19 protein-coding genes and 2 tRNA genes are annotated in these 24,361 nt (G+C 63.7%); 19 read left to right on the forward strand and 2 right to left on the reverse strand.

The features are described 5' to 3' along the window. The 18 genes from AC1Q9M_RS24095 to AC1Q9M_RS24180 form a co-directional block, all read left to right on the forward strand. Positions 1 to 76 (forward strand): EF-Tu C-terminal domain-related protein (locus tag AC1Q9M_RS24095; protein ID WP_198556962.1); only part of this gene is annotated, 76 nt, incomplete at its 5' end. A gap of 29 nt (positions 77 to 105) precedes the next feature. Further along, a tRNA-Trp gene (locus AC1Q9M_RS24100) sits at positions 106 to 181 on the forward strand. Positions 182 to 339: 158 nt separating this feature from the next. Further along, on the forward strand, positions 340 to 723 hold the full coding sequence (secE, locus tag AC1Q9M_RS24105; RefSeq protein ID WP_291121849.1) for a preprotein translocase subunit SecE: 384 nt from the start codon (positions 340 to 342) through the stop codon (positions 721 to 723). After that, positions 720 to 1,286, forward strand: coding sequence for a transcription termination/antitermination protein NusG (nusG, locus tag AC1Q9M_RS24110; RefSeq protein WP_291121848.1), 567 nt, complete (start codon positions 720 to 722; stop codon positions 1,284 to 1,286). The genes secE and nusG overlap by 4 nt, the downstream gene beginning before the upstream one ends. Before the next feature lie 116 nt (positions 1,287 to 1,402). After that, entirely contained in the window at positions 1,403 to 1,834 is a 432-nt protein-coding gene (gene rplK, locus AC1Q9M_RS24115; RefSeq protein WP_137922451.1) for a 50S ribosomal protein L11, read from the forward strand. Further along, entirely contained in the window at positions 1,835 to 2,530 is a 696-nt protein-coding gene (gene rplA / locus AC1Q9M_RS24120) for a 50S ribosomal protein L1 (RefSeq protein WP_291121847.1), read from the forward strand. A 232-nt stretch (positions 2,531 to 2,762) separates the two neighbouring features. Beyond that, positions 2,763 to 3,290 (forward strand): 50S ribosomal protein L10, encoded by a 528-nt coding sequence (gene rplJ, locus AC1Q9M_RS24125; protein WP_291121846.1) that lies wholly within the window; start codon positions 2,763 to 2,765, stop codon positions 3,288 to 3,290. A gap of 43 nt (positions 3,291 to 3,333) precedes the next feature. Then, positions 3,334 to 3,714, forward strand: a complete 381-nt coding sequence (rplL, locus tag AC1Q9M_RS24130) for a 50S ribosomal protein L7/L12 (protein ID WP_291121845.1) — start codon at positions 3,334 to 3,336, stop codon at positions 3,712 to 3,714. Between the two features lie 308 nt (positions 3,715 to 4,022). Beyond that, positions 4,023 to 8,147 (forward strand): DNA-directed RNA polymerase subunit beta, encoded by a 4,125-nt coding sequence (gene rpoB, locus AC1Q9M_RS24135; RefSeq protein ID WP_291121844.1) that lies wholly within the window; start codon positions 4,023 to 4,025, stop codon positions 8,145 to 8,147. Between the two features lie 26 nt (positions 8,148 to 8,173). Beyond that, positions 8,174 to 12,394, forward strand: coding sequence for a DNA-directed RNA polymerase subunit beta' (gene rpoC / locus AC1Q9M_RS24140; RefSeq protein ID WP_444688053.1), 4,221 nt, complete (start codon positions 8,174 to 8,176; stop codon positions 12,392 to 12,394). 248 nt (positions 12,395 to 12,642) lie between these two features. Then, a complete protein-coding gene (locus AC1Q9M_RS24145; protein WP_382322950.1) occupies positions 12,643 to 13,236 on the forward strand; it encodes a LemA family protein in 594 nt (197 codons plus the stop codon). Further along, a complete protein-coding gene (locus AC1Q9M_RS24150; RefSeq protein WP_382162659.1) occupies positions 13,236 to 14,258 on the forward strand; it encodes a M48 family metalloprotease in 1,023 nt (340 codons plus the stop codon). The genes AC1Q9M_RS24145 and AC1Q9M_RS24150 overlap by 1 nt, the downstream gene beginning before the upstream one ends. A 44-nt stretch (positions 14,259 to 14,302) precedes the next feature. Further along, the gene (gene rsmB / locus AC1Q9M_RS24155) at positions 14,303 to 15,664 is read left to right on the forward strand and encodes a 16S rRNA (cytosine(967)-C(5))-methyltransferase RsmB (RefSeq protein WP_492436153.1); all 1,362 of its coding nucleotides are present in this window, start codon (positions 14,303 to 14,305) and stop codon (positions 15,662 to 15,664) included. Between the two features lie 34 nt (positions 15,665 to 15,698). Continuing rightward, the gene (locus AC1Q9M_RS24160; protein WP_382162653.1) at positions 15,699 to 16,382 is read left to right on the forward strand and encodes a DUF4390 domain-containing protein; all 684 of its coding nucleotides are present in this window, start codon (positions 15,699 to 15,701) and stop codon (positions 16,380 to 16,382) included. Positions 16,383 to 16,387: 5 nt separating this feature from the next. Further along, positions 16,388 to 18,676, forward strand: coding sequence for an ATP-binding protein (locus AC1Q9M_RS24165; RefSeq protein ID WP_382322952.1), 2,289 nt, complete (start codon positions 16,388 to 16,390; stop codon positions 18,674 to 18,676). 30 nt (positions 18,677 to 18,706) lie between these two features. Then, entirely contained in the window at positions 18,707 to 19,411 is a 705-nt protein-coding gene (locus tag AC1Q9M_RS24170; RefSeq protein ID WP_382322953.1) for a response regulator, read from the forward strand. Between the two features lie 58 nt (positions 19,412 to 19,469). Further along, positions 19,470 to 19,545: transfer RNA gene (locus tag AC1Q9M_RS24175), tRNA-Phe, on the forward strand. A 94-nt stretch (positions 19,546 to 19,639) separates the two neighbouring features. Continuing rightward, complete coding sequence (locus AC1Q9M_RS24180) at positions 19,640 to 21,448, forward strand: DUF6538 domain-containing protein (protein WP_492436156.1); 1,809 nt, start codon at positions 19,640 to 19,642, stop codon at positions 21,446 to 21,448. A gap of 54 nt (positions 21,449 to 21,502) precedes the next feature. Here the strand turns inward: AC1Q9M_RS24180 and AC1Q9M_RS24185 are convergent, their stop codons facing one another. Together AC1Q9M_RS24185 and AC1Q9M_RS24190 are read right to left on the reverse strand one after the other, a co-directional pair. After that, positions 21,503 to 22,744: an HNH endonuclease gene (locus AC1Q9M_RS24185; protein ID WP_492436158.1), complete on the reverse strand. Its 1,242-nt coding sequence runs from the start codon at positions 22,742 to 22,744 to the stop codon at positions 21,503 to 21,505. A gap of 124 nt (positions 22,745 to 22,868) precedes the next feature. Next, a complete protein-coding gene (locus AC1Q9M_RS24190) occupies positions 22,869 to 23,123 on the reverse strand; it encodes a helix-turn-helix domain-containing protein (protein WP_492436160.1) in 255 nt (84 codons plus the stop codon). Between the two features lie 133 nt (positions 23,124 to 23,256). Here AC1Q9M_RS24190 and AC1Q9M_RS24195 point away from each other — a divergent pair, with 133 nt between their 5' ends. Further along, entirely contained in the window at positions 23,257 to 23,742 is a 486-nt protein-coding gene (locus tag AC1Q9M_RS24195; RefSeq protein WP_492436162.1) for an SHOCT domain-containing protein, read from the forward strand. Positions 23,743 to 24,361: the final 619 nt, after the last annotated feature.

The raw sequence follows: 24,361 nt of genomic DNA on the forward strand, positions 1-24,361 counted from the left end.
AGAAGGCCTGCGCTTTGCCATCCGCGAAGGCGGCCGCACCGTCGGCGCCGGCGTCGTCGCAAAAATCATCGCGTAAGAAAAGCCCTTTGTGGGGCAGAAGCCAGTAGGGGTATAGCTCAATTGGCAGAGCGTCGGTCTCCAAAACCGAAGGTTGTAGGTTCGATTCCTACTGCCCCTGCCACCCGACAGGATGTCGCCGGAACCTGAAGCCAGGAACCTGAATCCACCCTGTTGAGTGGTTAACAAGCCCACCGAAGTCGTGAAGACCTCTGGTGGGCTTGCGTGTCTCAAGCTTTCGGGTTTTGGACGCGCCTTTTGATACGAATTGTCTGGATCCTCATGGCCACTTCCGAAGTTCAAACCGTCCACACCGGCGCCGACAAGGCCAAGCTGGCGGCGGCGATCGCGCTGTTGCTGGGCTCGTTCGTGGCGTTCTACCTGCTGTCCTCGCGCGGTGCGCTGGCGCAATGGGGTGCGCTGATCGTGCTGCTGGGCGCGGCCGTGGTGGTGTTCGCGGTGTCCGAGTCGGGCAAGCAGCTGATCGCCTTCGGCCGTGACGCCTGGCGTGAGGTCAAGAAGGTGGTCTGGCCGGCGCGCAAGGAGGCCATCCAGATGACGGCCTATGTGTTCGCGTTCGTGTTCGTGATGGCCCTGTTCCTGTGGCTGACCGACAAGACCGTCGAATGGCTGTTTTACGACCTGATCCTGGGCTGGAGGAAATGATGACCGAGCAACACAGTCCCGTGGCCGCTGAAGGCATGCGCTGGTACGTGGTCCATGCCTACTCCGGCATGGAAAAGGCGGCCGAGCGCAACATCGTCGAGCGCATCAACCGCGCCGGCATGCAAGACAAGTTTGGCCGCATCCTGGTCCCCACCGAAGAAGTGGTGGAGATGAAGAACGGCCAGAAGCGCACCACCGAGCGCAAGTTCTTCCCCGGCTACGTGCTGGTGGAAATGGTGATGGACGACGACACCTGGCACCTGGTGAAGCACACCAACAAGGTGACCGGTTTCGTGGGTGGCGCGAAGAACCGCCCGGCGCCGATCTCCGAGGAAGACGTTCAGAAGATCGTCAACCAGATGCAGGAAGGCACCGACAAGCCGCGCCACAAGGTCGAGTTCGTGGTCGGCGAGTACGTGCGCGTCAAGGAAGGTCCGTTCACCGACTTCAACGGCACCGTCGAAGAAGTCAACTACGAGAAGAACAAGATGCGCGTGTCGGTGACCATCTTCGGTCGTGCCACGCCGGTGGAGCTGGAATTCAGCCAGGTCGAAAAGACCTGAATCTTTCGTGGCACAGGCGGGTCGGCCCGACGCCTGTGCCATTGTTTCTTTCCCGGGTCCCCAACCGCGAGGAGGTTGTCTTGATGGCAACCGTCTGCACTCGCAGGAGCTAAAAAATGGCGAAAAAAATCGTCGGCTTCATCAAGCTGCAAGTGCCAGCTGGTAAGGCCAACCCCTCTCCCCCGATCGGTCCGGCGCTGGGTCAGCGCGGCCTGAACATCATGGAGTTCTGCAAGGCGTTCAACGCCCAGACCCAGGGCGTCGAGCCCGGTCTGCCGCTGCCCGTGGTGATCACGGCCTTCGCGGACAAGAGCTTCACCTTCATCATCAAGACGCCGCCCGCGACGACCCTGATCAAGAAGGCCATCAAGCTGGACAAGGGCTCCTCGGTGCCCAACAAGAACAAGGTCGGCAAGATCACCCGGGCCCAGCTCGAAGAGATCGCCAAGACCAAGATGAAGGACATGACCGCTGCCGATGTGGACGCCGCTGTGCGCACCATCGCCGGTTCGGCTCGCTCGATGGGCGTGATTGTGGAGGGCGTGTAAATGGCCAAGCTGACCAAAAAACAGAAAGCCTTCGAAGGCAAGGTCGACAGCAACAAGCTGTACAGCCTGACCGACGCCCTGGCGATCATCAAGGAATGCGCGAACGCCAAGTTCGATGAGTCCATCGACGTGGCGATCCAGCTGGGCGTGGATGCCAAGAAGTCGGACCAGGTGGTGCGTGGCGCCGTCGTGATGCCCAACGGCACCGGCAAGACCAAGCGCGTGGCCGTGTTCGCCCAAGGCGCCAAGGCCGAAGAAGCCAAGGCCGCCGGTGCCGACATCGTCGGCATGGACGACCTCGCCGCCGACATCAAGGCCGGCAACATGAACTTCGACGTGGTCATCGCCTCGCCGGACGCCATGCGCATCGTCGGTACCCTGGGTCAGGTGCTGGGCCCGCGCGGCCTGATGCCCAACCCCAAGGTCGGCACCGTGACGCCCGATGTGGCACAAGCCGTGCGCAACGCCAAGGCGGGCCAGGTGCAGTTCCGCGTCGACAAGGCCGGCATCGTGCACGGCACGATCGGCCGCCGCTCGTTCGACGCCGACAAGCTCCAGGGCAACCTGGTGGCACTGCTCGACGCGCTGACCAAGGCCAAGCCCGCCACCAGCAAGGGTGTGTACCTGCGCAAGGTGGCGGTGTCGTCGACGATGGGTGTGGGCGTCCGCGTGGACACCCAATCCATCTCGGCGTAATCGCAAGAAATTCGGGCCCTTCGGGGCCTGGGTGTGGTGGGCCCCGGGCTGGCGAAAGCCGATCTGGGGGCCATCCAAGACCGTTGGTGCTGGTGCAAGCCGGCTTAATTGTGACAAGCCAACGCAGATGGCGATCCCGCTGCAGATGGAATCCGTTCCGAAACAGTTGAATCGCTGCAATGAGGCGTGCCCCAGGTCTTGAAGGACCGAGGGTACATTTAAGGAGTAGACCTTGAGTCTGAATCGCAGTGAGAAAGAAGCGGTCATTTCCGAAGTGACCAGCCTCGCCGCAAAAGCTCAAACGCTCGTGATGGCGGAATACCGTGGCATCACGGTCGCGAACATGGACAAACTGCGCGTGACAGCCCGCAGCAATGGTGTGAGCCTGAGTGTGTTGAAGAACACCCTGGCCCGCCGTGCGGTGGCTGGCAGCCCGTTTGAAGTGGCCGCTGACCAGATGACCGGCCCGCTGATCTATGGCTTCTCTGAAGACGCTGTGGCCGCCGCGAAGGTGGTGGCCGATTTCGCGAAAACCAACGACAAGCTGGTGATCCGCGGCGGTGTGTACGGAGGCAAGGCCCTGGACGTCAACGGCGTGAAGACGCTTGCCAGCATTCCTTCGAAGGAAGTCCTGTTGGCGCAGCTGTGTGGCTTGCTGATGTCGCCCATTTCGCGCACGGCCGTGGTGCTGGGCGCGCTGGCGGCCAAAAAAGGCGAAGGCGCTGCCGCACCGGCAGCCGAAGAAGCGGCTGCTGCCTGAGTGGCGCGGCACTTTCATTCAAACCAATTGTTAGGAAATCAAAATGGCATTCGATAAAGACGCATTTTTGACCGCGCTGGACAGCATGACGGTCATGGAACTCAACGAACTGGTGAAAGCCATCGAAGAGAAGTTTGGTGTGAGCGCTGCCGCCATGGCCGCTCCTGCTGCCGGCGGCGCTGGCGGTGGTGCTGCCGCAGCCGCTGAAGAGAAGACCGAATTCAACGTCGTGCTGGTCGAAGCCGGCGCGAACAAGGTCTCCGTCATCAAGGCCGTGCGCGAAATCACCGGCCTGGGCCTCAAGGAAGCCAAGGACCTGGTCGACGGCGCACCGAAGAACGTCAAGGAAGCGATCGCCAAGGCCGACGCCGAAGCCGCTGTCAAGAAGCTGGTGGAAGCCGGCGCCAAGGCCGAGCTGAAGTAATTCGCCCGGTTTCAGGGGCTGGAGTGCTCGACAAGGGCCTCCAGCCTTTGGTGCTTTCAGAGCACACCCAAAAGCCCGTCTCACGAAACGGCTTTTGAGTGTTTTGTTGAAACACCGCTAAGCAGATTTTTCGAGTCTTCTTAGCAGTGTTTTCTGACCCCGACTGCAGAAAACGACTTGGTTCGGGCTTGTGTGCAATGCACAGGCCGTCCGCCAATGGTTGGTAGAGGCCAGCCACCAAGAAAGCCACCAGGAATCCGTCCCTGGTAGGCAAGACAGTCGCCGCAGACCTCAAGCCCGGAGATCTCATGGCCTCAGCATCGAAATACTCATACACCGAACGCAAGCGCATCCGCAAGAGCTTTGGTACCCGCGAAAACGTCCTCGCGATTCCTTACCTCCTGCAAATGCAGAAGGACGCGTACACCGCGTTCCTGCAAGCCGACAGCGCACCGAAGAAGCGCACCAACGAAGGCCTGCAGGCCGCGTTCGAGGCCGCTTTCCCCATCGTCTCCCACAACGGTTTCGTGGAGATGAAGTTCGTCGAGTACAACCTGGCCAAGCCCGCGTTCGACGTGCGCGAATGCCAGACCCGCGGCCTGACCTTCGCGTCCGCCGTGCGTGCTCGCGTCCAGCTGATCATCTATGACCGCGAGTCCTCGACCGCGCAATCCAAGGTGATCAAGGAAGTGAAGGAGCAAGAGGTCTACATGGGCGAAGTGCCCCTGATGACCGAGAAGGGCTCCTTCATCATCAACGGCACCGAGCGCGTGATCGTGTCTCAGTTGCACCGTTCGCCGGGTGTGTTCTTCGAACACGACAAGGGCAAGACGCACAGCTCGGGCAAGCTGCTGTTCTCCGCTCGCATCATTCCGTACCGCGGCTCCTGGCTCGACTTCGAATTCGACCCGAAGGACGTGCTGTTCTTCCGCGTCGACCGTCGCCGCAAGATGCCGGTCACCATCCTGCTCAAGGCCATCGGCCTGACGCCGGAAGCCATCCTGGCCAACTTCTTCGTCAACGACCACTTCCGCCTGATGGACAGCGGCGCGCAGATGGCCTTCGTGCCCGAGCGCCTGCGCGGTGAAGTGGCGCGTTTCGACATCACCGACAAGAGCGGCAAGGTCGTGGTCGCCAAGGACAAGCGCATCACCGTGCGCCACACCCGCGAACTCGAGCAGTCGGGCACCACGCACATCAGCGTGCCGGAAGATTTCATGATCGGCCGCGTCGTGGCGCGCAACATCGTGGACACCGACACCGGCGAGATCATCGCCAAGGCCAACGAAGAGCTGACCGAAGCGCTGCTGAAGAAGCTGCGCACCGCCGGCGTGCAGGACCTGCAGTGCCTGTACACCAACGAACTCGATCAGGGCGCCTACATCTCGCAGACCCTGCGCATCGACGAAACCGCCGACGAGTTCGCCGCGCGCGTGGCCATCTACCGCATGATGCGCCCCGGCGAGCCGCCGACCGAAGACGCCGTGCAGGCCCTGTTCCACCGCCTGTTCTACAACCCGGACACGTACGACCTGTCGCGCGTGGGCCGCATGAAGTTCAACGCCCGCGTGGGCCGCGACGAATCCACCGGCCCCATGGTGCTGTCCAACGACGACATCCTGGCCGTGGTCAAGATCCTGGTGGACCTGCGCAACGGCCGTGGCGAAGTCGATGACATCGACCACCTGGGCAACCGCCGCGTGCGCTGCGTCGGCGAACTGGCCGAAAACCAGTACCGCACCGGCCTGGCCCGCATCGAGAAGGCCGTGAAGGAACGCCTCGGCCAGGCCGAGCAAGAGCCGCTGATGCCGCACGACCTGATCAACTCCAAGCCGATTTCCGCGGCGCTCAAGGAGTTCTTCGGTGCGTCGCAGCTGTCGCAGTTCATGGACCAGACCAACCCGCTCGCCGAGATCACGCACAAGCGCCGCGTCTCGGCCCTGGGCCCGGGCGGTCTGACCCGCGAACGCGCCGGCTTCGAAGTGCGCGACGTGCACGTGACCCACTACGGCCGCGTCTGCCCGATCGAAACGCCGGAAGGCCCGAACATCGGTCTGATCAACTCGCTGGCCCTGTACGCGCGCCTGAACGAATACGGCTTCATCGAAACGCCGTACCGCCGCGTGATCGATGGCAAGGTGACGAACCAGATCGACTACCTGTCGGCCATCGAAGAAGGCAAGTACGTCATCGCCCAGGCCAACGCCGCGCTCGACGCCGAAGGCCGCCTGACCGGTGACCTGATCTCCGCGCGTGAAAAGGGTGAATCGATCCTGACGCCGGCCGACACCATCCAGTACATGGACGTGTCGCCCGCGCAGATCGTCTCCGTGGCCGCCTCGCTGGTGCCGTTCCTCGAGCACGACGATGCGAACCGCGCGCTGATGGGCGCCAACATGTCGCGCCAGGCCGTGCCCGTGCTGCGTCCCGAGAAGCCCCTGGTGGGCACCGGCATCGAGCGCGTGGCCGCGATCGACTCCGGCACCGTCGTCACCGCCAAGCGCGGCGGCGTGGTCGACTACGTGGACGCGACCCGCATCGTGATCCGCGTGAACGACGCCGAAGCCGTGGCCGGTGAAGTGGGTGTGGACATCTACAACCTCATCAAGTACCAGCGTTCCAACCAGAACACCAACATCCACCAGCGTCCCATCGTCAAGAAGGGCGACAAGCTGGCCTCGGGTGACGTGATCGCCGACGGCGCGTCGACCGACCTGGGTGAGATCTCGATCGGGCAGAACATGCTGATCGCCTTCATGCCCTGGAACGGCTACAACTTCGAAGACTCGATCCTGATCTCCGAACGCGTGGTTGCCGACGACCGCTACACCTCGATCCACATCGAGGAACTGGTGGTCATGGCGCGCGACACCAAGCTGGGCGCGGAAGAAATCACCCGCGACATCCCCAACCTGGCCGAGCAGCAGCTCAACCGCCTGGACGACTCCGGCATCATCTACGTGGGCGCCGAAGTGCTGCCCGGCGACGTGCTGGTGGGCAAGGTCACGCCCAAGGGCGAGACCACGCTGACGCCCGAAGAGAAGCTGCTGCGCGCGATCTTCGGCGAGAAGGCCTCCGACGTGAAGGACACCTCGCTGCGCGTGGATCAGGGCTCGCAAGGCACCGTGATCGACGTGCAGGTGTTCACCCGCGAAGGCATCACGCGCGACAAGCGCGCCCAGCAGATCATCGACGACGAACTCAAGCGCTTCCGCCTGGACCTCAACGACCAGCTGCGCATCGTGGAAGCCGACGCCTTCGACCGGATCGAGAAGCTGCTGACCGGCAAGATCGCCAACGGTGGCCCGAAGAAGCTGTCCAAGGGCACGACCATCGACAAGGCCTACCTGGACGACGTCGAGAAGTACCACTGGTTCGACATCCGCCCGGCCGACGAGACCGTGGCCGCCCAGCTCGAGTCCATCAAGAACTCGATGGAGCAGACGCGCCACAGCTTCGACCTCGCGTTCGAAGAGAAGCGCAAGAAGCTCACGCAGGGCGACGAGCTGCCCGCTGGCGTGCTCAAGATGGTCAAGGTCTACCTGGCCGTCAAGCGCCGCCTGCAGCCGGGTGACAAGATGGCCGGCCGCCACGGCAACAAGGGCGTGGTCTCCAAGATCGTGCCCGTGGAAGACATGCCGCACATGGCCGACGGCACCCCCGCCGACATCGTGCTCAATCCGCTGGGCGTGCCTTCGCGCATGAACGTGGGTCAGGTGCTCGAAGTCCACCTGGGCTGGGCCGCCAAGGGCCTGGGCCAGCGCATCGGCGACATGCTGCAGGCCGAGGCCAAGGTGGCCGAGCTGCGCAAGTTCCTCGAGACCGTCTACAACTCGGCTGGCAAGAAGGAAACCCTGGCCGCGCTGAGCGATGCCGAGGTGATCGAGATGGCCGAGAACCTGCAGACCGGCGTGCCGTTCGCCACCCCGGTGTTCGACGGTGCCTCGGAAGACGAGATCCGCGCGATGCTCAAGCTGGCCTACCCGGACGACATCGCTCAACTCAAGGGCCTGACCGAAACCCGCACCCAGGCGCAGCTGTACGACGGCCGCACGGGTGACGCCTTCGAGCGCAAGACCACCGTGGGCTACATGCACTTCCTGAAGCTGCACCACTTGGTCGACGACAAGATGCACGCCCGTTCCACCGGCCCGTACTCGCTCGTGACCCAGCAGCCGCTGGGCGGCAAGGCGCAGTTCGGCGGCCAGCGCTTCGGCGAAATGGAAGTGTGGGCGCTGGAAGCCTACGGCGCTTCGTACATCCTGCAGGAAATGCTCACCGTCAAGTCCGACGACGTGCAAGGCCGCACCAAGGTGTACGAATCCATCGTCAAGGGCGAGCACACGATCGACGCGGGCATGCCCGAGTCGTTCAACGTGCTGGTCAAGGAAATCCGCTCGCTCGGTATCGACATCGAGCTGGAACGTTCCTGATTCACCGAACTTAAGGAAAGCAACCCATGAAATCTTTGCTCGACCTGTTCAAGCAGTTCACGCCCGACGAGCACTTCGATGCGATCCGCATCGGCCTGGCCTCGCCGGAAAAAATCCGCTCGTGGTCCTTCGGTGAAGTCAAGAAGCCCGAGACCATCAACTACCGCACGTTCAAGCCCGAGCGCGACGGCCTGTTCTGCGCCAAGATCTTCGGTCCCATCAAGGACTACGAATGCCTGTGCGGCAAGTACAAGCGCCTCAAGCACCGCGGTGTCATCTGCGAGAAGTGCGGCGTTGAAGTCACGCAGACCAAGGTGCGTCGCGAGCGCATGGGTCACATCGACCTGGCCGCGCCCTGCGCCCACATCTGGTTCCTGAAGTCGCTGCCGTCGCGCCTGGGTCTGATCCTGGACATGACGCTGCGCGACATCGAACGCGTGCTGTACTTCGAAGCGTATGTGATCGTCGATCCGGGCATGACCCCGCTGAAGAAGTTCGCGATCATGAGCGAGGACGACTACGACGCCAAGCGCAAGGAATTCGGCGACGAATTCATCGCCAAGATGGGCGCCGAGGGCATCAAGGAACTGCTGCAGGCGATCGACCTCGACATCGAGATCGAGAAGCTGCGCAACGACCTGACCGGCTCCGAACTCAAGATCAAGAAGAACGCCAAGCGCCTGAAGGTGCTGGAAGCCTTCAAGAAGTCCGGCATCAAGCCCGAGTGGATGGTGCTCGACGTGCTGCCCGTGCTGCCGCCGGATCTGCGTCCGCTGGTGCCGCTGGACGGCGGCCGCTTCGCGACCTCCGACCTGAACGACCTGTACCGCCGCGTCATCAACCGCAACAGCCGCCTGCGCCGCCTGCTCGAACTCAAGGCGCCCGAGATCATCGCGCGCAACGAGAAGCGCATGCTGCAGGAAGCCGTGGACTCGCTGCTGGACAACGGCCGCCGTGGCAAGGCCATGACGGGCGCCAACAAGCGCGCGCTGAAGTCGCTGGCCGACATGATCAAGGGCAAGAGCGGCCGCTTCCGCCAGAACTTGCTGGGCAAGCGCGTCGACTACTCGGGCCGTTCGGTCATCGTGGTCGGCCCCACGCTCAAGCTGCACCAGTGCGGCCTGCCCAAGCTGATGGCGCTCGAGCTGTTCAAGCCTTTCATCTTCTCGCGCCTGGAAGCCATGGGCATCGCGACCACCATCAAGGCCGCGAAGAAGGAAGTGGAAGCCGGCACGCCGGTGGTGTGGGACATCCTGGAAGAGGTGATCAAGGAACACCCGGTGATGCTCAACCGCGCACCGACGCTGCACCGCCTGGGCATCCAGGCGTTCGAGCCGATCCTGATCGAAGGCAAGGCGATCCAGCTGCACCCGCTGGTCTGCGCGGCCTTCAACGCCGACTTCGACGGTGACCAGATGGCCGTTCACGTGCCGCTGTCCGTGGAAGCCCAGCTCGAAGCCCGCACGCTGATGCTGGCCTCGAACAACATCCTGTTCCCGGCCAACGGCGAACCCTCCATCGTGCCGTCGCAAGACGTGGTGCTGGGTCTGTACTACGCCACCCGCGAGCGCATCAACGCCAAGGGCGAAGGCATGTACTTCGCCGACCTGGCCGAGCTGCAGCGCGCGCTGGACAACGGTGTGGTCGAGATCACCTCGAAGATTGCCGTGCGCCTGACCCAGCACACGCTGGACAAGGCCAGCGGCGAATTCGTGGCCTCCACCTCGCTGGTGGACACCACGGTCGGTCGTGCGCTGCTGTCCGAGATCCTGCCGCGTGGCCTGCCCTTCGAGGTGCTGAACAAGGCGCTGAAGAAGAAGGAAATCTCGCGCCTGATCAACACCTCGTTCCGCAAGTGCGGTCTGAAGGAAACCGTCGTGTTCGCCGACAAGCTGCTCCAGAACGGTTTCCGTCTGGCCACGCGCGCCGGCATCTCGATCGCCGTGGACGACATGCTGGTGCCCAAGGAAAAGCCGGCCATCATCGACCGCGCCGAAAACGAGGTGAAGGAAATCGCCCAGCAGTACGCCTCCGGTCTGGTGACCGCGGGCGAGCGCTACAACAAGGTGGTGGACATCTGGGGCAAGGCCGGTGACGAGATCTCCAAGGTCATGATGGCCCAGCTGGCCAAGCAGAAGACCACCGACCGCAGCGGCAAGGAAGTGGACCAGGAGTCGTTCAACTCCATCTACATGATGGCCGACTCGGGCGCCCGCGGTTCCGCGGCGCAGATCCGCCAGCTGGCCGGCATGCGCGGCCTGATGGCCAAGCCTGACGGCTCGATCATTGAGACCCCCATCACGGCGAACTTCCGTGAAGGCCTCAACGTGTTGCAGTACTTCATCTCCACCCACGGCGCCCGAAAGGGTCTGGCCGACACGGCGCTGAAGACGGCCAACTCCGGCTACCTCACCCGCCGTCTGGTGGATGTGACGCAGGATCTGGTGGTCAACCAGCAGGACTGCGGCACGTCCAATGGCACGCTGATGCGCGCCATCGTCGAGGGCGGTGAAGTGATCGAGTCGCTGCGCGACCGCATCCTGGGCCGCACCACGGCCGAGGAAGTGATCCACCCGGAAACGCGCCAGATGCTGGTGCCCGCCGGCGAGATGCTCGACGAAGACCTGCTCGACGTGCTCGAAGCCGCCGCGGTGGACGAAGTGAAGGTGCGCACCGCACTGACCTGCGAAACCCGCTTCGGTATCTGCGCCAAGTGCTACGGCCGCGACCTGGGCCGCGGTGGCCTGGTCAACATCGGCGAAGCGGTCGGCGTGATCGCCGCGCAGTCGATCGGCGAACCCGGCACGCAGCTGACCATGCGCACCTTCCACATCGGTGGTGCGGCGTCGCGCGCGGCGGTGGCCTCCAGCGTGGAAGCCAAGTCCAGCGGCGTGATCGGCTTCAACGCCACCATGCGCTACGTGACCAACACCAAGGGTGAGCTGGTCGTGATCGCGCGTTCGGGCGAGATCGTCATCCACGACGAACACGGCCGTGAGCGCGAGCGCCACAAGGTGCCTTACGGTGCGATCCTGTCGGTCAAGGCCGACCAGACCATCAAGGCCGGTGCGATCCTGGCCAACTGGGATCCGCTGACGCGCCCGATCATCACGGAATTCGCCGGTCAGGTGAAGTTCGAGAACGTCGAGGAAGGCCTCACCGTGGCCAAGCAGGTGGACGATGTCACCGGCCTGTCCACCCTGGTGGTGATCGATCCGAAGCGCCGCGGCGTGGCCAAGGTGGTCCGTCCGCAGGTCAAGCTGATCGATGGCTCGGGCAACGAGGTGAAGATCCCCGGCACCGACCACTCGGTGACCATCGGCTTCCAGATCGGCTCGCTGATCCAGGTGCGCGATGGCCAGGACGTGGGCCCCGGCGAAGTGCTGGCGCGCATCCCGGTCGAGGGCCAGAAGACGCGAGACATCACCGGCGGTCTGCCGCGGGTGGCCGAGCTGTTCGAAGCCCGCAGCCCGAAGGACAAGGGCATGCTGGCCGAGATGACCGGCACCGTGTCGTTCGGCAAGGAGACCAAGGGCAAGGTTCGCCTGCAGATCACCGATCCCGAAGGCAAGGTGTGGGACGACCTCATCCCCAAGGAGAAGAACATCCTGGTGCACGAAGGCCAGGTGGTCAACAAGGGCGAGAGCGTGGTGGACGGCCCGGCCGATCCGCAAGACATCCTGCGCCTGCTGGGCATGGAAGAGCTGGCCCGCTACATCGTTGATGAAGTGCAGGACGTCTACCGCCTGCAGGGCGTGAAGATCAACGACAAGCACATCGAGGTGATCGTTCGCCAGATGCTGCGCCGTGTGGTCGTCGACAGCGTGGGTGATTCCAGCTACATCGCCGGTGAACAGGTCGAGCGCTCGGAAATCCTCAACACCAACGACGCGCTGCGTGCCGATGGCAAGCTGCCGGCGGTGTACAGCAACATCCTGCTGGGCATCACCAAGGCCTCGCTGTCCACCGACTCGTTCATCTCGGCCGCTTCCTTCCAGGAAACGACCCGGGTGCTGACCGAAGCGGCCATCATGGGCAAGCGCGACGAGCTGCGTGGTCTGAAGGAAAACGTGATCGTGGGTCGTCTGATCCCGGCCGGTACCGGCATGGCCTACCACGAGGCGCGCAAGGTCAAGGAGAAGATGGACGACGAAGAACGCCGTGCCATCGCCGAAGCCGACGCGATCTCGCTGGCTGCCGACCAGGCCGATCAGGCCGACGCATCGAGCACCCACGACGCCGAGTAAGCAAGCCCACCCCTGCGGCGCTATGCGCCGCCCCCTCAAGGGGGCAACACCTGCGGCCCGGCAAAGCCGGTTCCGCGGTGTTTCTGGACAGGGGCACTTTCGCCTTCGAGCCAACAGAAGCCCCCGGTCATCCGACCGGGGGCTTTTTTCATGGCGCGCGCGCAGGCACGGGTGATGCCCTGCGGGGTATATTGGCCGCGCTTGCCGCACGGCAGGCGGTTCAACACCAACAACAAGGAGTTCCAAACATGTCCGTCTCGCTGTGGGTCTTCCTGGCCGTGGGCCTGGTGCTGTTCTTCTGGGCCGTGGGCGCCTACAACCGGCTGGTGCGCCTGAAAAACGCGATCGCCAACGCGTTTGGCCAGATCGACGTGCAGCTCAAGCGGCGTTACGACCTGATTCCCAACCTGGTGGAGGTGGCGCGCCGCTACCTGGCCCACGAAGCCCAGACGCTGGAGGCGGTGATCGCGGCGCGCAACCAGGCGCGCACGGCCGAGCAGACGGCGGCCGGCAGCCCGCTCAACGCCGGGGCGCTCGGCGCCCTGGCCGGGGCCGAACAGGCTCTGGGCGGCGCGCTGGGCAAGCTGTTCGCGGTGGTCGAGGACTACCCCGATCTCAAGGCCGACCAGAACATGCGCGAGCTCAGCGAGGAGCTCACCAGCACCGAGAACCGCGTCGGTTTCGCGCGCCAGGCCTACAACGACCACGTGCTCGAGTTCAACGACGCCGCCGCCCAGTTCCCCACGCTGCTCATTGCGCGGCTGTTCGGCTTCCAGCCTTTGACCATGCTGGCGTCCACCACGAGCGAAGCCGAACGCGAGGCCTTGCGCATCCAGCTGTAATGCGCTTCTTCGAATTCCAGCGCGACGCCCGGGGTGAGACCCGGCGCCTGCTGTTCGCGTTCGGCCTCACCGTGCTGTTGCTGCTGGTGGCGGTGAACGCCGCGCTGGCCCTGGCCTGGGGCCTGAGCTGGGGATTCTGGATGCCCGGCGAACTGCGCTTCCCCCGCTATTTCTTCTCCGTCAACACCGGGGTCACGCTGCTCTTCGTGCTGGGGGGCTGGTGGGTGGAGACCTCCCGCCTGGCCGACGGCGGCGGGGCGCGCCTGGCCGAGCAGATGGGGGCGCGGCCCGCGCAGCCTTCGGGCGACCTCGACGAACAGCGCTTCTGCAACATCGTCGACGAAATGGCGATTTCATCGGGCCTGAAACGGCCACAGGCCATGGTGCTGGCGCGCGACCAGGGCATCAACGCCTTCGCGGCCGGCTGGGACGAGAACGACGCGGTGGTGGCCGTGACCCAGGGCGCGCTCGACCACCTGACCCGAGACGAACTGCAGGGCCTGGTGGCGCACGAGTTCAGCCACATCGGTGAAGGCGATACGCGCCTGAACATGCGGCTGGTCGGCATGGTGTTCGGGCTGGAGATGCTGTTTCGCATGGGCCAGGACCTGGCCGAGCCCGACAGCCGGGACCGGCGCTGGATCACGGCCCTGATCGGCCTCGCCATCATGGCCGCAGGCTGGCTGGGCTGGCTCGCCGGCCACGCGTTGCAGGCCGCCGTCTCGCGCCAGCGCGAGTACCTGGCCGACGCGCGCGCCGTGCAATGGACGCGCAGCCGCGACGGCCTGGGTGGCGTGCTGCGCAAGGTGCTGAGCCAGCAGCGCGAAGGGGTGGTGCCGCGCCAGGTGGGCTCGATGGTGCAGCACATGCTGCTGGTGGCGAACGCGGGCGGCAAGACCGAGCACTGGCTCGACTCGCACCCGCCGCTGGCCCAACGCATCCGCCGCATCTATGGCCGTGACATGGGGCCGCTGCCCCTGCTGAGGGAGGACGAACCCGCCACCCCGTCCCGCGCTGTGTGACACTCGCGGTCTTCGCTTTGTCTGCGCTTGCCACGGAACCTGCCTTGACCGCTCCGGCCCCCCCGACCTCCACCGCTCCCAGCCTCCAGGGTCCCACCCTGGCCACCCAGTTGCGCCACACCGCGGGTTGCGTGCTCGCGGTCGAGCAGGGGCGTTCGCTGAGCGAGGTGCTGCCCGAGCTGGTGCCCGCGCTGCGGCCGGGCGTGCAGGCGCTCACTTTCCACGCCTTGCGCCACCTCGGGACGGCGCGCGCCCTGGTGAACCAGTTGGTGGAGCGCAAGCCGGCGCCGCCGGTGCAGGCCCTGATGTGCAGCGCGGTGGCCTTGCTGCTGGACGCGACCGACGAACATGCCCCGCGTTACCCGGCGCACACGGTGGTGAACCAGGCGGTGGAAGCCGCCCGCCAGGACCGCCGCACCGAGCGCCAGGCGGCGTTCGTCAACGCCTGCCTGCGCCGCTTCCTGCGCGAGCGCGAGGCGCTGCTGGCGCACGTGGCGGCCGACCCGGTCGCGCGCTGGAACCACCCGCTGTGGTGGATCGAGCGCCTGCAGCGCGACCACCCCGAGCACTGGCGCGCCATCCTGGAGGCCAACAACCAGCCCGGCCCCATGGCCTTGCGCGTGAACCGCCGCCGCGTGGAACGCGCCGCCTACCAGCAGGCCCTGGAAGCCATCGGCCTCACCGCCACCCCCACGGGCAGCGATGGCCTGGTGCTGGACACTCCGCAGCCGGTCGAGCGCCTGCCTGGTTTTGCCCAGGGCCATTGTTCGGTGCAGGACGCCGCCGCCCAGATGGCGGCCGACCAGTTGCTCGAAGGCCGGGCCTGGACCGCGGCCGACCGCGTGCTCGACGCCTGCGCCGCCCCCGGCGGCAAAACCGCCCATTTGCTCGAACGCGCCGACCTGAACCTGCTGGCGCTCGACGTGGACCCGCGCCGCTGCGAGCGCATCGAAGACACCTTGCAGCGCCTGGGCCTGCAAGCCACGGTGCGCAGCGCCGATGCCGCACAACCCGCCGCCTGGTGGGACGCTCAGCCGTTCGACGCCATCCTGCTCGACGCGCCTTGCACCGCCTCGGGCATCGTGCGGCGCCATCCGGACGTGCGCTGGCTGCGCCGCGCCAGCGACGTGGATGCGCTGGTGGCCACGCAGCGCGGCCTGCTCGAAGCCCTCTGGCCGCTGCTCAAACCCGGTGGCCGGCTGGTCTACGCCACCTGCTCGGTGTTCCGCGCCGAAGGCGACGGGCAGGTCCAGTCGTTCCTTGTGCGCCACACCGACGCGCTTCATCGGCCTTCGCCGGGGCATTTGCTGCCCGGTTCGGCCGCCCCGTCGGGGGAGTTCAACGACAATCCTCCAGGTGGATACGACGGTTTCTTCTATGCCCGCATCGACAAGGCCCTGCCTTGACCGACCGCCCATCGCCACCCGCCGGACCCGCGCCATGAACCGATGGCGTGGGTTTGTCCTGGGGCTGGCGCTGTCGCTGCTGGCGTTCTGGCCCGCGCACGCCCAGGCCCCGCTGGTGGAGCAGCTCGGTCTGCAGCGCACCCCCGAAGCGCTGTTCCTCTCGGCCCGCATGGAGCTCCAGCCCGCGCCGGTGGTCGAAGACGCCCTGTACAAGGCCGTTCCCCTTTATTTCGTGTGGCATGCCGACGTTTACCGTGCCCGCTGGTACTGGACCGACAAGCGCGTGGCGAGTGCCACGCGCACGCTGCGCCTGGCCTACCAGCCGCTCACCCGGCGCTGGCGCGTGAGCCTGTCCAACGAGACCGCCGCCGCCTCCGGCGGGGCCGGCCTGCAGTACGCCCTGCACCAGAACTTCGACTCCCTCAACGAGGCGCTGGCCGGCGTGGGCCGCGTGGCCCGCTGGAAGCTGGCCGACGCGGCGCGGCTCGAACCCGATGCCGAGCATGAAGTCGAGTTCTCGTTCCGGCTGGATCTGACCCTGCTGCCCCGGCCGTTCCAGATCGGCATGGCCAACCAGCCCGAATGGACCGTGGAAGTCCGCCAGACCCTGCCGGTGCCCGGGCGGGCGGAGGCCGACAAGGCCCCGGACCACACGGCCGGCGGCGTTCACGCCGTCGAGCTCACCGGCGAACCCAGCGTGCGCGAGCCCACGCGCTAGCGGCCATGTCCAGCGTGCGCGGCCCGCGCGGCCAGGACCCCATCGTGACCCCGGTCCACACCACCGCCCCCAAGACCAAGCCCGCCGCTGTGCGCTGGGCCATCGGCGCCGGACTGGTGTTCATGACCGGCGTGGGCATGGTGCTGCTGTTCCTGCTCACCCTGGCCACCAACAACCGCGCGTTCTACGAGCAGAACTTCAACTGGCTGGTCGGCATCAACGTGGCGGTGGCGGCCTTCCTGTTGCTCGTCATCCTGTGGCTGGCCCTGCGCCTGGCCCTGCGCCTGAAACGCGGCAAGTTCGGCAGTCGGCTGCTGATCAAGCTCGCCGCCATCATCGGCCTGGTCGGCATCCTGCCGGGTTTGCTGATCTACACCGTGTCCTACCAGTTCGTTTCGCGCTCCATCGAGAGCTGGTTCGACGTGCGCGTGGAATCCGCGCTGGTCGCCGGACTCAACCTCGGGCGCACCACGCTCGACACCTTGACCGCCGACCTCAGCAGCAAGACCCGCGTGGCCGCCGAGGGCCTCTCGCGCGTGCCCAACCCGTCGGCCGTGCTGGCGCTGGAGCGCGTGCGCGAACAGCTCGGCGTGACCGACCTGGTGCTCTGGAGCGCCAACGGCCAGGCCTTGGGCAGCTCGGGCAGCTCGCGTTTCGACATCAACCCCGAGCGCCCCACGCCAGCCCAGCTGCGCAGCGCCCGCAACGCCCGCGTCGTGGCCCAGATCGAAGGCTTGGAGGAGGACGGCAGCGGCGAGATCGAGGCCCTGATCGCGGCCAGTCAACCACGCATCAAGGTGCTGGCCCTGGTGAGCCCGCCCAACTTCGGTTTCAACGCCGAGCCGCGTTACCTGCAGGTGGTGGCACCGCTGCCCGGTGCGCTGGTGACGGACGCGCTGGCCGTGCAGGTCGCCAACCGCGAGTACCAGGAGCGCGCGCTCACCCGCGAAGGTCTGCGCCGCATGTACATTGGCACGCTCACGCTGGCGCTGTTCCTCGCCGTGTTCGGCGCCGTGCTGCTGGCCGTGCTGCTGGGCAACCAGCTGGTGCGCCCGCTGCTCGTGCTCGCCGAGGGCATGCGCGAAGTGGCGGCCGGCAACCTCGCGCCCAAGACCGCACTGACCTCGCGCGACGAGCTCGCGAGCCTCACGCGCACCTTCGCGCACATGACACAAGACCTCTCGGACGCGCGCGCCGCGGTGCAGCAAAGCATGGAGCAGGTAGACGCCGCGCGCGACAACCTGCAGACCATCCTGGACAACCTCACCGCCGGTGTCGTCGTGCTCGACGAGCAGGGCCGTGTGCGCAGCGTCAACCCCGGCGCGGCGCGCATCCTGCACACGCCGCTGGCCGTGCACATGGGCCAGCCATTGGCCGAGGTGCCGGGACTGGAGACCTTTGGCGGCGGCGTGCTGCAGCAGTTCGAGCGCTTCCTGTCCGACCAGGCGCAACACGAAGGCGGCTACTGGCAGCAGTCCTTCGAGCTCAGCGCGGACGGCACCACGCCCTTCGACGAAGGCATCACCCTCATCGCGCGCGGCGCCCTGCTGCCCAACAACGAACGCCTGCTTGTGTTCGACGACGTCTCGGAAATGGTGTCCGCCCAGCGCGCCAAGGCCTGGGGCGAGGTCGCGCGCCGCCTCGCGCACGAAATCAAGAACCCGCTCACGCCCATCCAGCTCTCGGCCGAGCGCCTGGCCATGAAACTCGACGGCAAGGTACAGCCGCCCGAACAAGCCATTCTCAACAAGTCGGTGAAAACCATCGTCGACCAGGTCGATGCGATGAAGCGCCTGGTCAACGAATTCCGCGACTACGCGCGCCTGCCCGCCGCGCAACTCATGCCGGTCGACCTCAACGCCCTGGTGCGCGACATCGTCGTGCTGTACGACAACGCCGCCGTGCCGGTGCGCCTGGAACTCGCCGACGACCTGCCCAAGGCCATGGCCGACCCGCAGCAGGTGCGGCAGACCTTGCACAACCTGGTGCAGAACGCGCAGGACGCCATGGCCGGCGTGCCCGACGCCCAGGTGCTGCTGCGCACCCGGCGCTCCGACTCCGGCCAGTGGGTGCGCCTGTCGGTGCTCGACGAAGGCCCGGGTTTTGCCGAACACATTCTCAAACGGGCGTTCGAGCCCTACGTCACCACCAAAGTCAAGGGCACCGGCCTGGGCCTTGCGGTGGTCAAGAAAATCATGGACGAACACGGCGGCCGCGTGGATCTGAGCAACCGCATGACCGAAGGCAAGGTGATCGGCGCGCAAGTGTCGTTATCATTCGCAGTTGCAAATTGACAACACGTTCCGAGGGACACACACCGCGCCATGGCAACTATTCTGGTCGTAGACGATGAACTGGGGATTCGAGACCTGCTCTCGGAGATCCTCAACGACGAAGGCCATACGGTCGAACTCGCTGAAAACGCCGCACAGGCCCGCGCTGTGCGCGCCCAGTTGCGCCCCGACCTGGTGTTGCTCGACATCTGGATGCCCGACACGGACGGTGTGACCCTGCTCAAGGAGTGGGCCAGCGGTGGCCTGCTCTCCATGCCCGTGATCATGATGAGCGGCCACGCCACCATCGACACTGCCGTCGAGGCCACGCGCATCGGTGCCACCGCTTTCCTCGAAAAGCCCATCACCATGGCCAAGCTGCTCAAGGCGGTGGACCAGGGGCTCAACAAGGCCCCCGCCAAGCCCAGCGGCCCCGTCGTGTCCGCCCTGCGCATGGGCGGTGGCATGCTGTCATCGACCGACATCGCGGTGGAGGCCGCCGTCAGTGGCAGCGCTTTGCCCGAGCCGGCAATGATGGACCTGGGCCCGCAGTCGCTGCAGTCGTTCAACCTCGATGGCCCGCTGCGCGAGGCGCGGGACGATTTCGAAAAAGCCTACTTCGAATACCACCTCGCCAAAGAGTCCGGCTCCATGACCCGCGTGGCCGAAAAGACGGGCCTGGAGCGCACCCACCTGTACCGCAAGCTCAAGCAACTCGGCGTGGACTTGGCGCGCAGCAAACGCAACGCGCTCTGAGCGCCCGATGGCGGAAAAACCAGGCGCCGGAAGCTGCTACAATCTCGCTTCTTCCAAAGGCCCGGTAGCTCAGTTGGTAGAGCAGCGGATTGAAAATCCGCGTGTCGGTGGTTCGATTCCGCCCCAGGCCACCAGAACGCTAAGCCCTTGATTCTTAACAGAGTCAGGGGCTTTTTAGTTTCTGGATGTCGCCCTATCTCTTGGTTTGGTACACCAAGCAGGTACACCGTGACAACTTCGACCCATAGAATCGCCGGCAGAAAAACGACTCGCCGCAGCCTCTCAATGACTTTGACTATTTCCGCTGCGTCCGGGATGTACCAGATACGCCGCAAGGTGCCGGAGGCTTTGCGCTCCGTTCTCGGACGGGAGTACAAGCGGTCGCTCAAGACGCGCGATCTCGCCGAGGCTAAGCGGCGGTATGCAGAGGAGAGGGTGAAGTCGGACCAAGCATTCGCGATGGCGCGTGCGCAACTTGCCGGCGCTGAAGTGCTCACGGAAAGGGACATCCAGCAGCTGGCCGCCCGGTGGTTTCGCACCGAGCTGGACAAGCTGGAGATCGACGGTGATTTTGTACGTGTTCTCATCCCTGGCGATGAGTGGGGCTACGAGCGCCCAGGGCAGCCCATTGAATGGAATACGGAGTACCTGACGGTCCGTCAGTCCTTGCAACAGGGTGACGAATGGGATTGGGATGGCATGGCGCTTAGCCGTGCAGCGCAAGCATTGCGCACCCAGGGCATCCCCATGCCGCCTGTTGGATCGAAGACGCATGTGGCCTTGGTTCGCGCATTTCGTCTCCAGCATGAGCAGTTGACGGAAATTGCGTCTGCCCGTGCCGACGGCAATTGGACAGCGCAAGCGCAGCTAGCGCCCCATGCCCCCCTCTCTGTCGGGTACGAAGCGTCCAAAGCGTCTACGGTGCGTAAGGCGAAGGGCATGGGCCTGCTTGCCTTGTTCGATCTCTATGCCGCCAAGAAGCGGCTTGACGACGGTGATACCCGCGTCACAAAGAAGACGCTGCGGAGCTATCGAGCCTGCATGGAGCGTTTCATTGGCCTGTGTGGTGATCTGACAGTCGATCAGATTTCTCGGGCGACGGTGAATGCATACCGCGAGCAGCTTGCGCGGGTTCCAGCGAAGGGAGAAGGAACGCGCGGACTGACAGTTGTCGAACTCATCGCGAAGGCGGACGCTGAAAATCTTCCGCGAATCTCTGCCGCCACTGTTCGCAATAACCTCCGCGCCTTATCGGCGGTGCTTAGCCATGGAGTGAGCACTGGGATCTTGACCGAGAACGCTGTGCTTGCAAGTGGCGCGAGCAAGGGCGCGGCAAAGGCTGCCTCTCGGCAAGCGGCTGCAAGCAGGAGGCGCAAGGACTACAGCAGGGCAGAGCTGCATGCGATCTTTACCAGCCCGATTTTTTCGAAAGAAGGATGGAGGTCTCCTCGCGCTGATTTCGGTAAAGCTTGGTATTGGATACCGCTGCTGCTGTACTACACCGGGGCGAGACGTGAGGAGCTTGCCCAACTCCTTGTAGCCGATTTGCAATGTGAAGGTGAGCATTTTTATCTCAGCGTACTTGAAACCGAGGACGGGGAGGATGGTGCTCGAAGTGTGAAAACCGAAGGCAGTCGCCGCCGACTTCCCTTGCATCCTGATCTGATTCATCGCGGCTTTCTCGACTATGTGAAGTCGTTGCCGCACACGGGGCAACTTTTCCCGAAGCTCACGCCGAACCGTGCGGGCTATTTCGGCGCCAACTTTGGAAAACGCTGGGCGAGCTACCTGACGGAGGTAGTGAAGCTTTCAGCATCTGCCACGCCTGCGCATGGCTTTCGTCATACTTTTAAGACATTGTGTCGCGAGGCGCGTATTGCCGAGGACGTAATGGATGCCATCACCGGCCACGCGGGGGGGAATAAAGTGGGCCGCAGCTATGGCCGCATGCCCTTCGTCGTGCTCGCGCAGGAGATCGCGAAGTTTCCGGCCATCGCGAGTCTCGCGACGGAGAGCGCCGACAAACCTGCTGCCTGAATGTAAGGTCAGTCCACAGGATCGAGAGTCGTTTTGGCTAGTTCATGTATCGCTCTAGCTCGGTTGCGTGAGCCAAGTGCACTGCGCCGAATGCAAGCCCAGCGCTTCGGTGCTGGGGGTCGCTCCCCTGCTCTTCGGCTGTTTGATTCTTTTGCCCACGAGATCAGCGTACTCCGACTCCATAAGGTTCGGGTGTAGGCGTACCGTCATTGCTGCGGGATCAATGCAAAGAAGACGCAGATCAAAGAGGGTGTGAATGTCTGCTCGGAGCAGTAGCCCGTTCTCAGCTACGTTGGTGCGCACGCCTTTGTATGGCGAGATGTGAGCTGCCTCTAAGAGCGCGATGACACTGCAGCCGGTGATTGCACATTTGCCGTCGTATTCAGTTATCAACGTATTTCTGAACGCGTATTGACCGCGCCGACGAACGATGGACGCGATCGTTCTATCCCTAGCATCTTCCACATTGGTGGGATCAAACGCATGGACCGAAGCCGCGACTTCCTCGGCCTTCGCTAGCTCAACATCAACCGGATCTTCGACCCGCCGAACTTTGAGCCGCTGGCCTTCCCCGGAGTCGTACAACTCCCAGACCCCATGCCTCAGCGGGTTGTAGAGTTCAAAAAATGATGTTTGCCCCGTTCCATTCTGATAAAGCCTGTCGTACTGACTGCCGGTGTCGGTGCGACGAGCATGGAAGTTGACTCCATAGTGCCCCCTAGATGCACTGTTCACGCTCAATGTGGAAACGTCGGGATTAAAGTTTCCACGAGCGAAGCTTGGAGTTTTTCTCAGCACCGCCTCTCTGATCTGTGCCATGCTGGCAGCACCCCCTAGTTCCTCGACTGCGTCAAGCACGATTCGCCACGTTGGCTTGACGCCATACTTAAACTGACCAGCGGCGCGTTTCAGGATAAAAGACCTTGGCTTTGATCCTTCGCTGGCGTGGAGGTCAAACTCACCTTCGTAGCGAAATCCGTATTCTGGATAGCTGTCTTTTCGAATGCGATGGAAAAGAAGGAGCTCAAGACCTTTTGCAATGTGATGGAGGATCAGGTCGTCAGTCCTGCCTTGCGTCTGCCCCTGAATTTTTAACGTGTCACCGTTAAGCTGATCTTCGTATTGAGTTCTGTCTTCTTGCTTCTCCTCAGTGACGAAGAGCCAAACCGAATCATGTCCTTTTGGTCTAAAGATGCCATTGTTCAGCGTTGCGTCATGAATCGCAAAAAGTTCCTTCAGTTTGTTGCGTGAGTACACCTCACCCACTTGAAGAATTGACGATGTTCTTTTGGCCATGAGCCCTTCCTCCCACTCGATGTAGTGATTGGCGCGTGGAGTTTAACTATGCCTCCAACCATCGACATTGCTCGTGTGTGGCTAGCCTCACAAGGCGTGACACCAACCTGATAGCAGCACGACCCTAGTGATGTCTGTCCAGGCAGCTCACTAGGGCAGACACATCGATCTCCAGTGCATAGGCCAGTTTGGCAATGTTGTGCAAGGACAGGTTGCGTTCGCCCCGCTCCACGGAACTGACGTAGTTCGTGTGCAGGTCGGCCCGCTCGGCCAATCGTTCTTGCGTCAGTCCCTGTTCCTCACGGTAGGCCCTCAACGCCGCACCAAAGGTCACTTGGGCCTTTTCCTTGGTGGGTGCTTTGGAATGGGGCTTAACCATGCCCCGAGTCTTCCGGCACTCACACTATCAGTACACACACTATCCGTTTGATTTATGGCAGACTGCGGCCCCAAGAGGCGCAGAGGGTCAACGCTCTAGGTGCCAAGTTCAAACTGCTTCTGAGGAGAATCTTTTGCGCAAGTTTTCAGCTCTCCTGTTGCCTGTGCTCGTGGCCTGCACTACAACAACCGGCGTCGTGCCGATTGGGCAAGACACATACATGGTTGGCGGTAGTGGAAAAAGCCCAGGTGGTTACTCTGGCGCGGAGGTGAAGGCCGCAGCGTTCCGTGAGGCAACGCAGTTCTGCGCGAGTCAGGGGAAGAAAATGCAGGTTGTGAACACCAATGAGCGCGACATGAGCTTTGGGGTGAATGCGACAGCAGAGGTCCAGTTCATGTGCCTCTCCGATGGAGACCATGAGTTGGGTCGTCCGAAGCTGCAACGGACAGCGGATCAGGTTATTCAGGTTGTCCCGTCGGCACAGCCTTCACAACCGGCACAGGGGCAATCAAAGGATACGTATGCCGAACTTCTCAAGCTTGAGGATTTGCGAAAGCGCGGCATCCTGAACGACGCCGAATTCGAGGCACAAAAGAAGAAGCTTCTCTCCGCCCCCTAGAGACACTGGCTAGTGACGGCATGTTCGTATGTGCGAATCGAGAGGCTGCCTAGGGCAGCCTTTTTCTTTGCCGAAGTGCGACTAAGAGGCAGCCAAAAGAGATAGATTGGATAGCCGCAGTGCCCAGGACCATCTGCGTTGCTTGGAGTCCCGCAGCTTTGCCTTGCATCTTCGCTTTCGGCACAGACAGGCGACACGTGATGCGTTTACTGTTGCAGTCGCATCCGATTCCTCTATTGGTGTTGGCGTGCGCTTTTGTGCCGCAGGCGTCATTGCTCTATGTGGTGACTCGCCATCGACCATGCATTGATGTGTGACATCCGATGATGTGATGCATTGCTCACTGCGTGCATGCCCGCGCGTTGGGGCTGCCGCAGGCGTTAGTGTGTATCCATGGCCTCTCCCAATGGTCAGGGATGGGGAGTCTTTTTTTGCGTCAATGCCTGACCGTGGGTAGACCCATCGCATTCGTGGGGTGGTCCAGGGTATGGTGCCGCAGGCGGTTATGGTGGGGATTGAGGGCGGGCTATGTCTGTGTATGCGTAACAGAGACGCGGAGCCCGACGAACGGTAAGTCCACATCACTGCCACCGACCCGAACTTGCATGGTCATTATATG

It is taken from the genome of Hydrogenophaga sp. GW823-FHT04C09 (assembly GCF_058796355.1).

What these genes read in the sequence shown, in the direction of transcription:
- AC1Q9M_RS24170 (WP_382322953.1), top strand. Translation starts at nt 18,707, where the DNA reads ATGGCAACTATTCTGGTCGTAGACGATGAACTGGGGATTCGAGACCTG.
- AC1Q9M_RS24160 (WP_382162653.1), top strand. Translation starts at nt 15,699, where the DNA reads ATGAACCGATGGCGTGGGTTTGTCCTGGGGCTGGCGCTGTCGCTGCTG.
- rpoC (WP_444688053.1), top strand. Translation starts at nt 8,174, where the DNA reads ATGAAATCTTTGCTCGACCTGTTCAAGCAGTTCACGCCCGACGAGCAC.
- rplK (WP_137922451.1), top strand. Translation starts at nt 1,403, where the DNA reads ATGGCGAAAAAAATCGTCGGCTTCATCAAGCTGCAAGTGCCAGCTGGT.
- rpoB (WP_291121844.1), top strand. Translation starts at nt 4,023, where the DNA reads ATGGCCTCAGCATCGAAATACTCATACACCGAACGCAAGCGCATCCGC.
- AC1Q9M_RS24185 (WP_492436158.1), bottom strand. Translation starts at nt 22,744, where the DNA reads ATGGCCAAAAGAACATCGTCAATTCTTCAAGTGGGTGAGGTGTACTCA.
- AC1Q9M_RS24165 (WP_382322952.1), top strand. Translation starts at nt 16,388, where the DNA reads ATGTCCAGCGTGCGCGGCCCGCGCGGCCAGGACCCCATCGTGACCCCG.
- nusG (WP_291121848.1), top strand. Translation starts at nt 720, where the DNA reads ATGATGACCGAGCAACACAGTCCCGTGGCCGCTGAAGGCATGCGCTGG.
- rplA (WP_291121847.1), top strand. Translation starts at nt 1,835, where the DNA reads ATGGCCAAGCTGACCAAAAAACAGAAAGCCTTCGAAGGCAAGGTCGAC.
- rplL (WP_291121845.1), top strand. Translation starts at nt 3,334, where the DNA reads ATGGCATTCGATAAAGACGCATTTTTGACCGCGCTGGACAGCATGACG.
- AC1Q9M_RS24190 (WP_492436160.1), bottom strand. Translation starts at nt 23,123, where the DNA reads ATGGTTAAGCCCCATTCCAAAGCACCCACCAAGGAAAAGGCCCAAGTG.
- secE (WP_291121849.1), top strand. Translation starts at nt 340, where the DNA reads ATGGCCACTTCCGAAGTTCAAACCGTCCACACCGGCGCCGACAAGGCC.
- AC1Q9M_RS24150 (WP_382162659.1), top strand. Translation starts at nt 13,236, where the DNA reads ATGCGCTTCTTCGAATTCCAGCGCGACGCCCGGGGTGAGACCCGGCGC.
- AC1Q9M_RS24145 (WP_382322950.1), top strand. Translation starts at nt 12,643, where the DNA reads ATGTCCGTCTCGCTGTGGGTCTTCCTGGCCGTGGGCCTGGTGCTGTTC.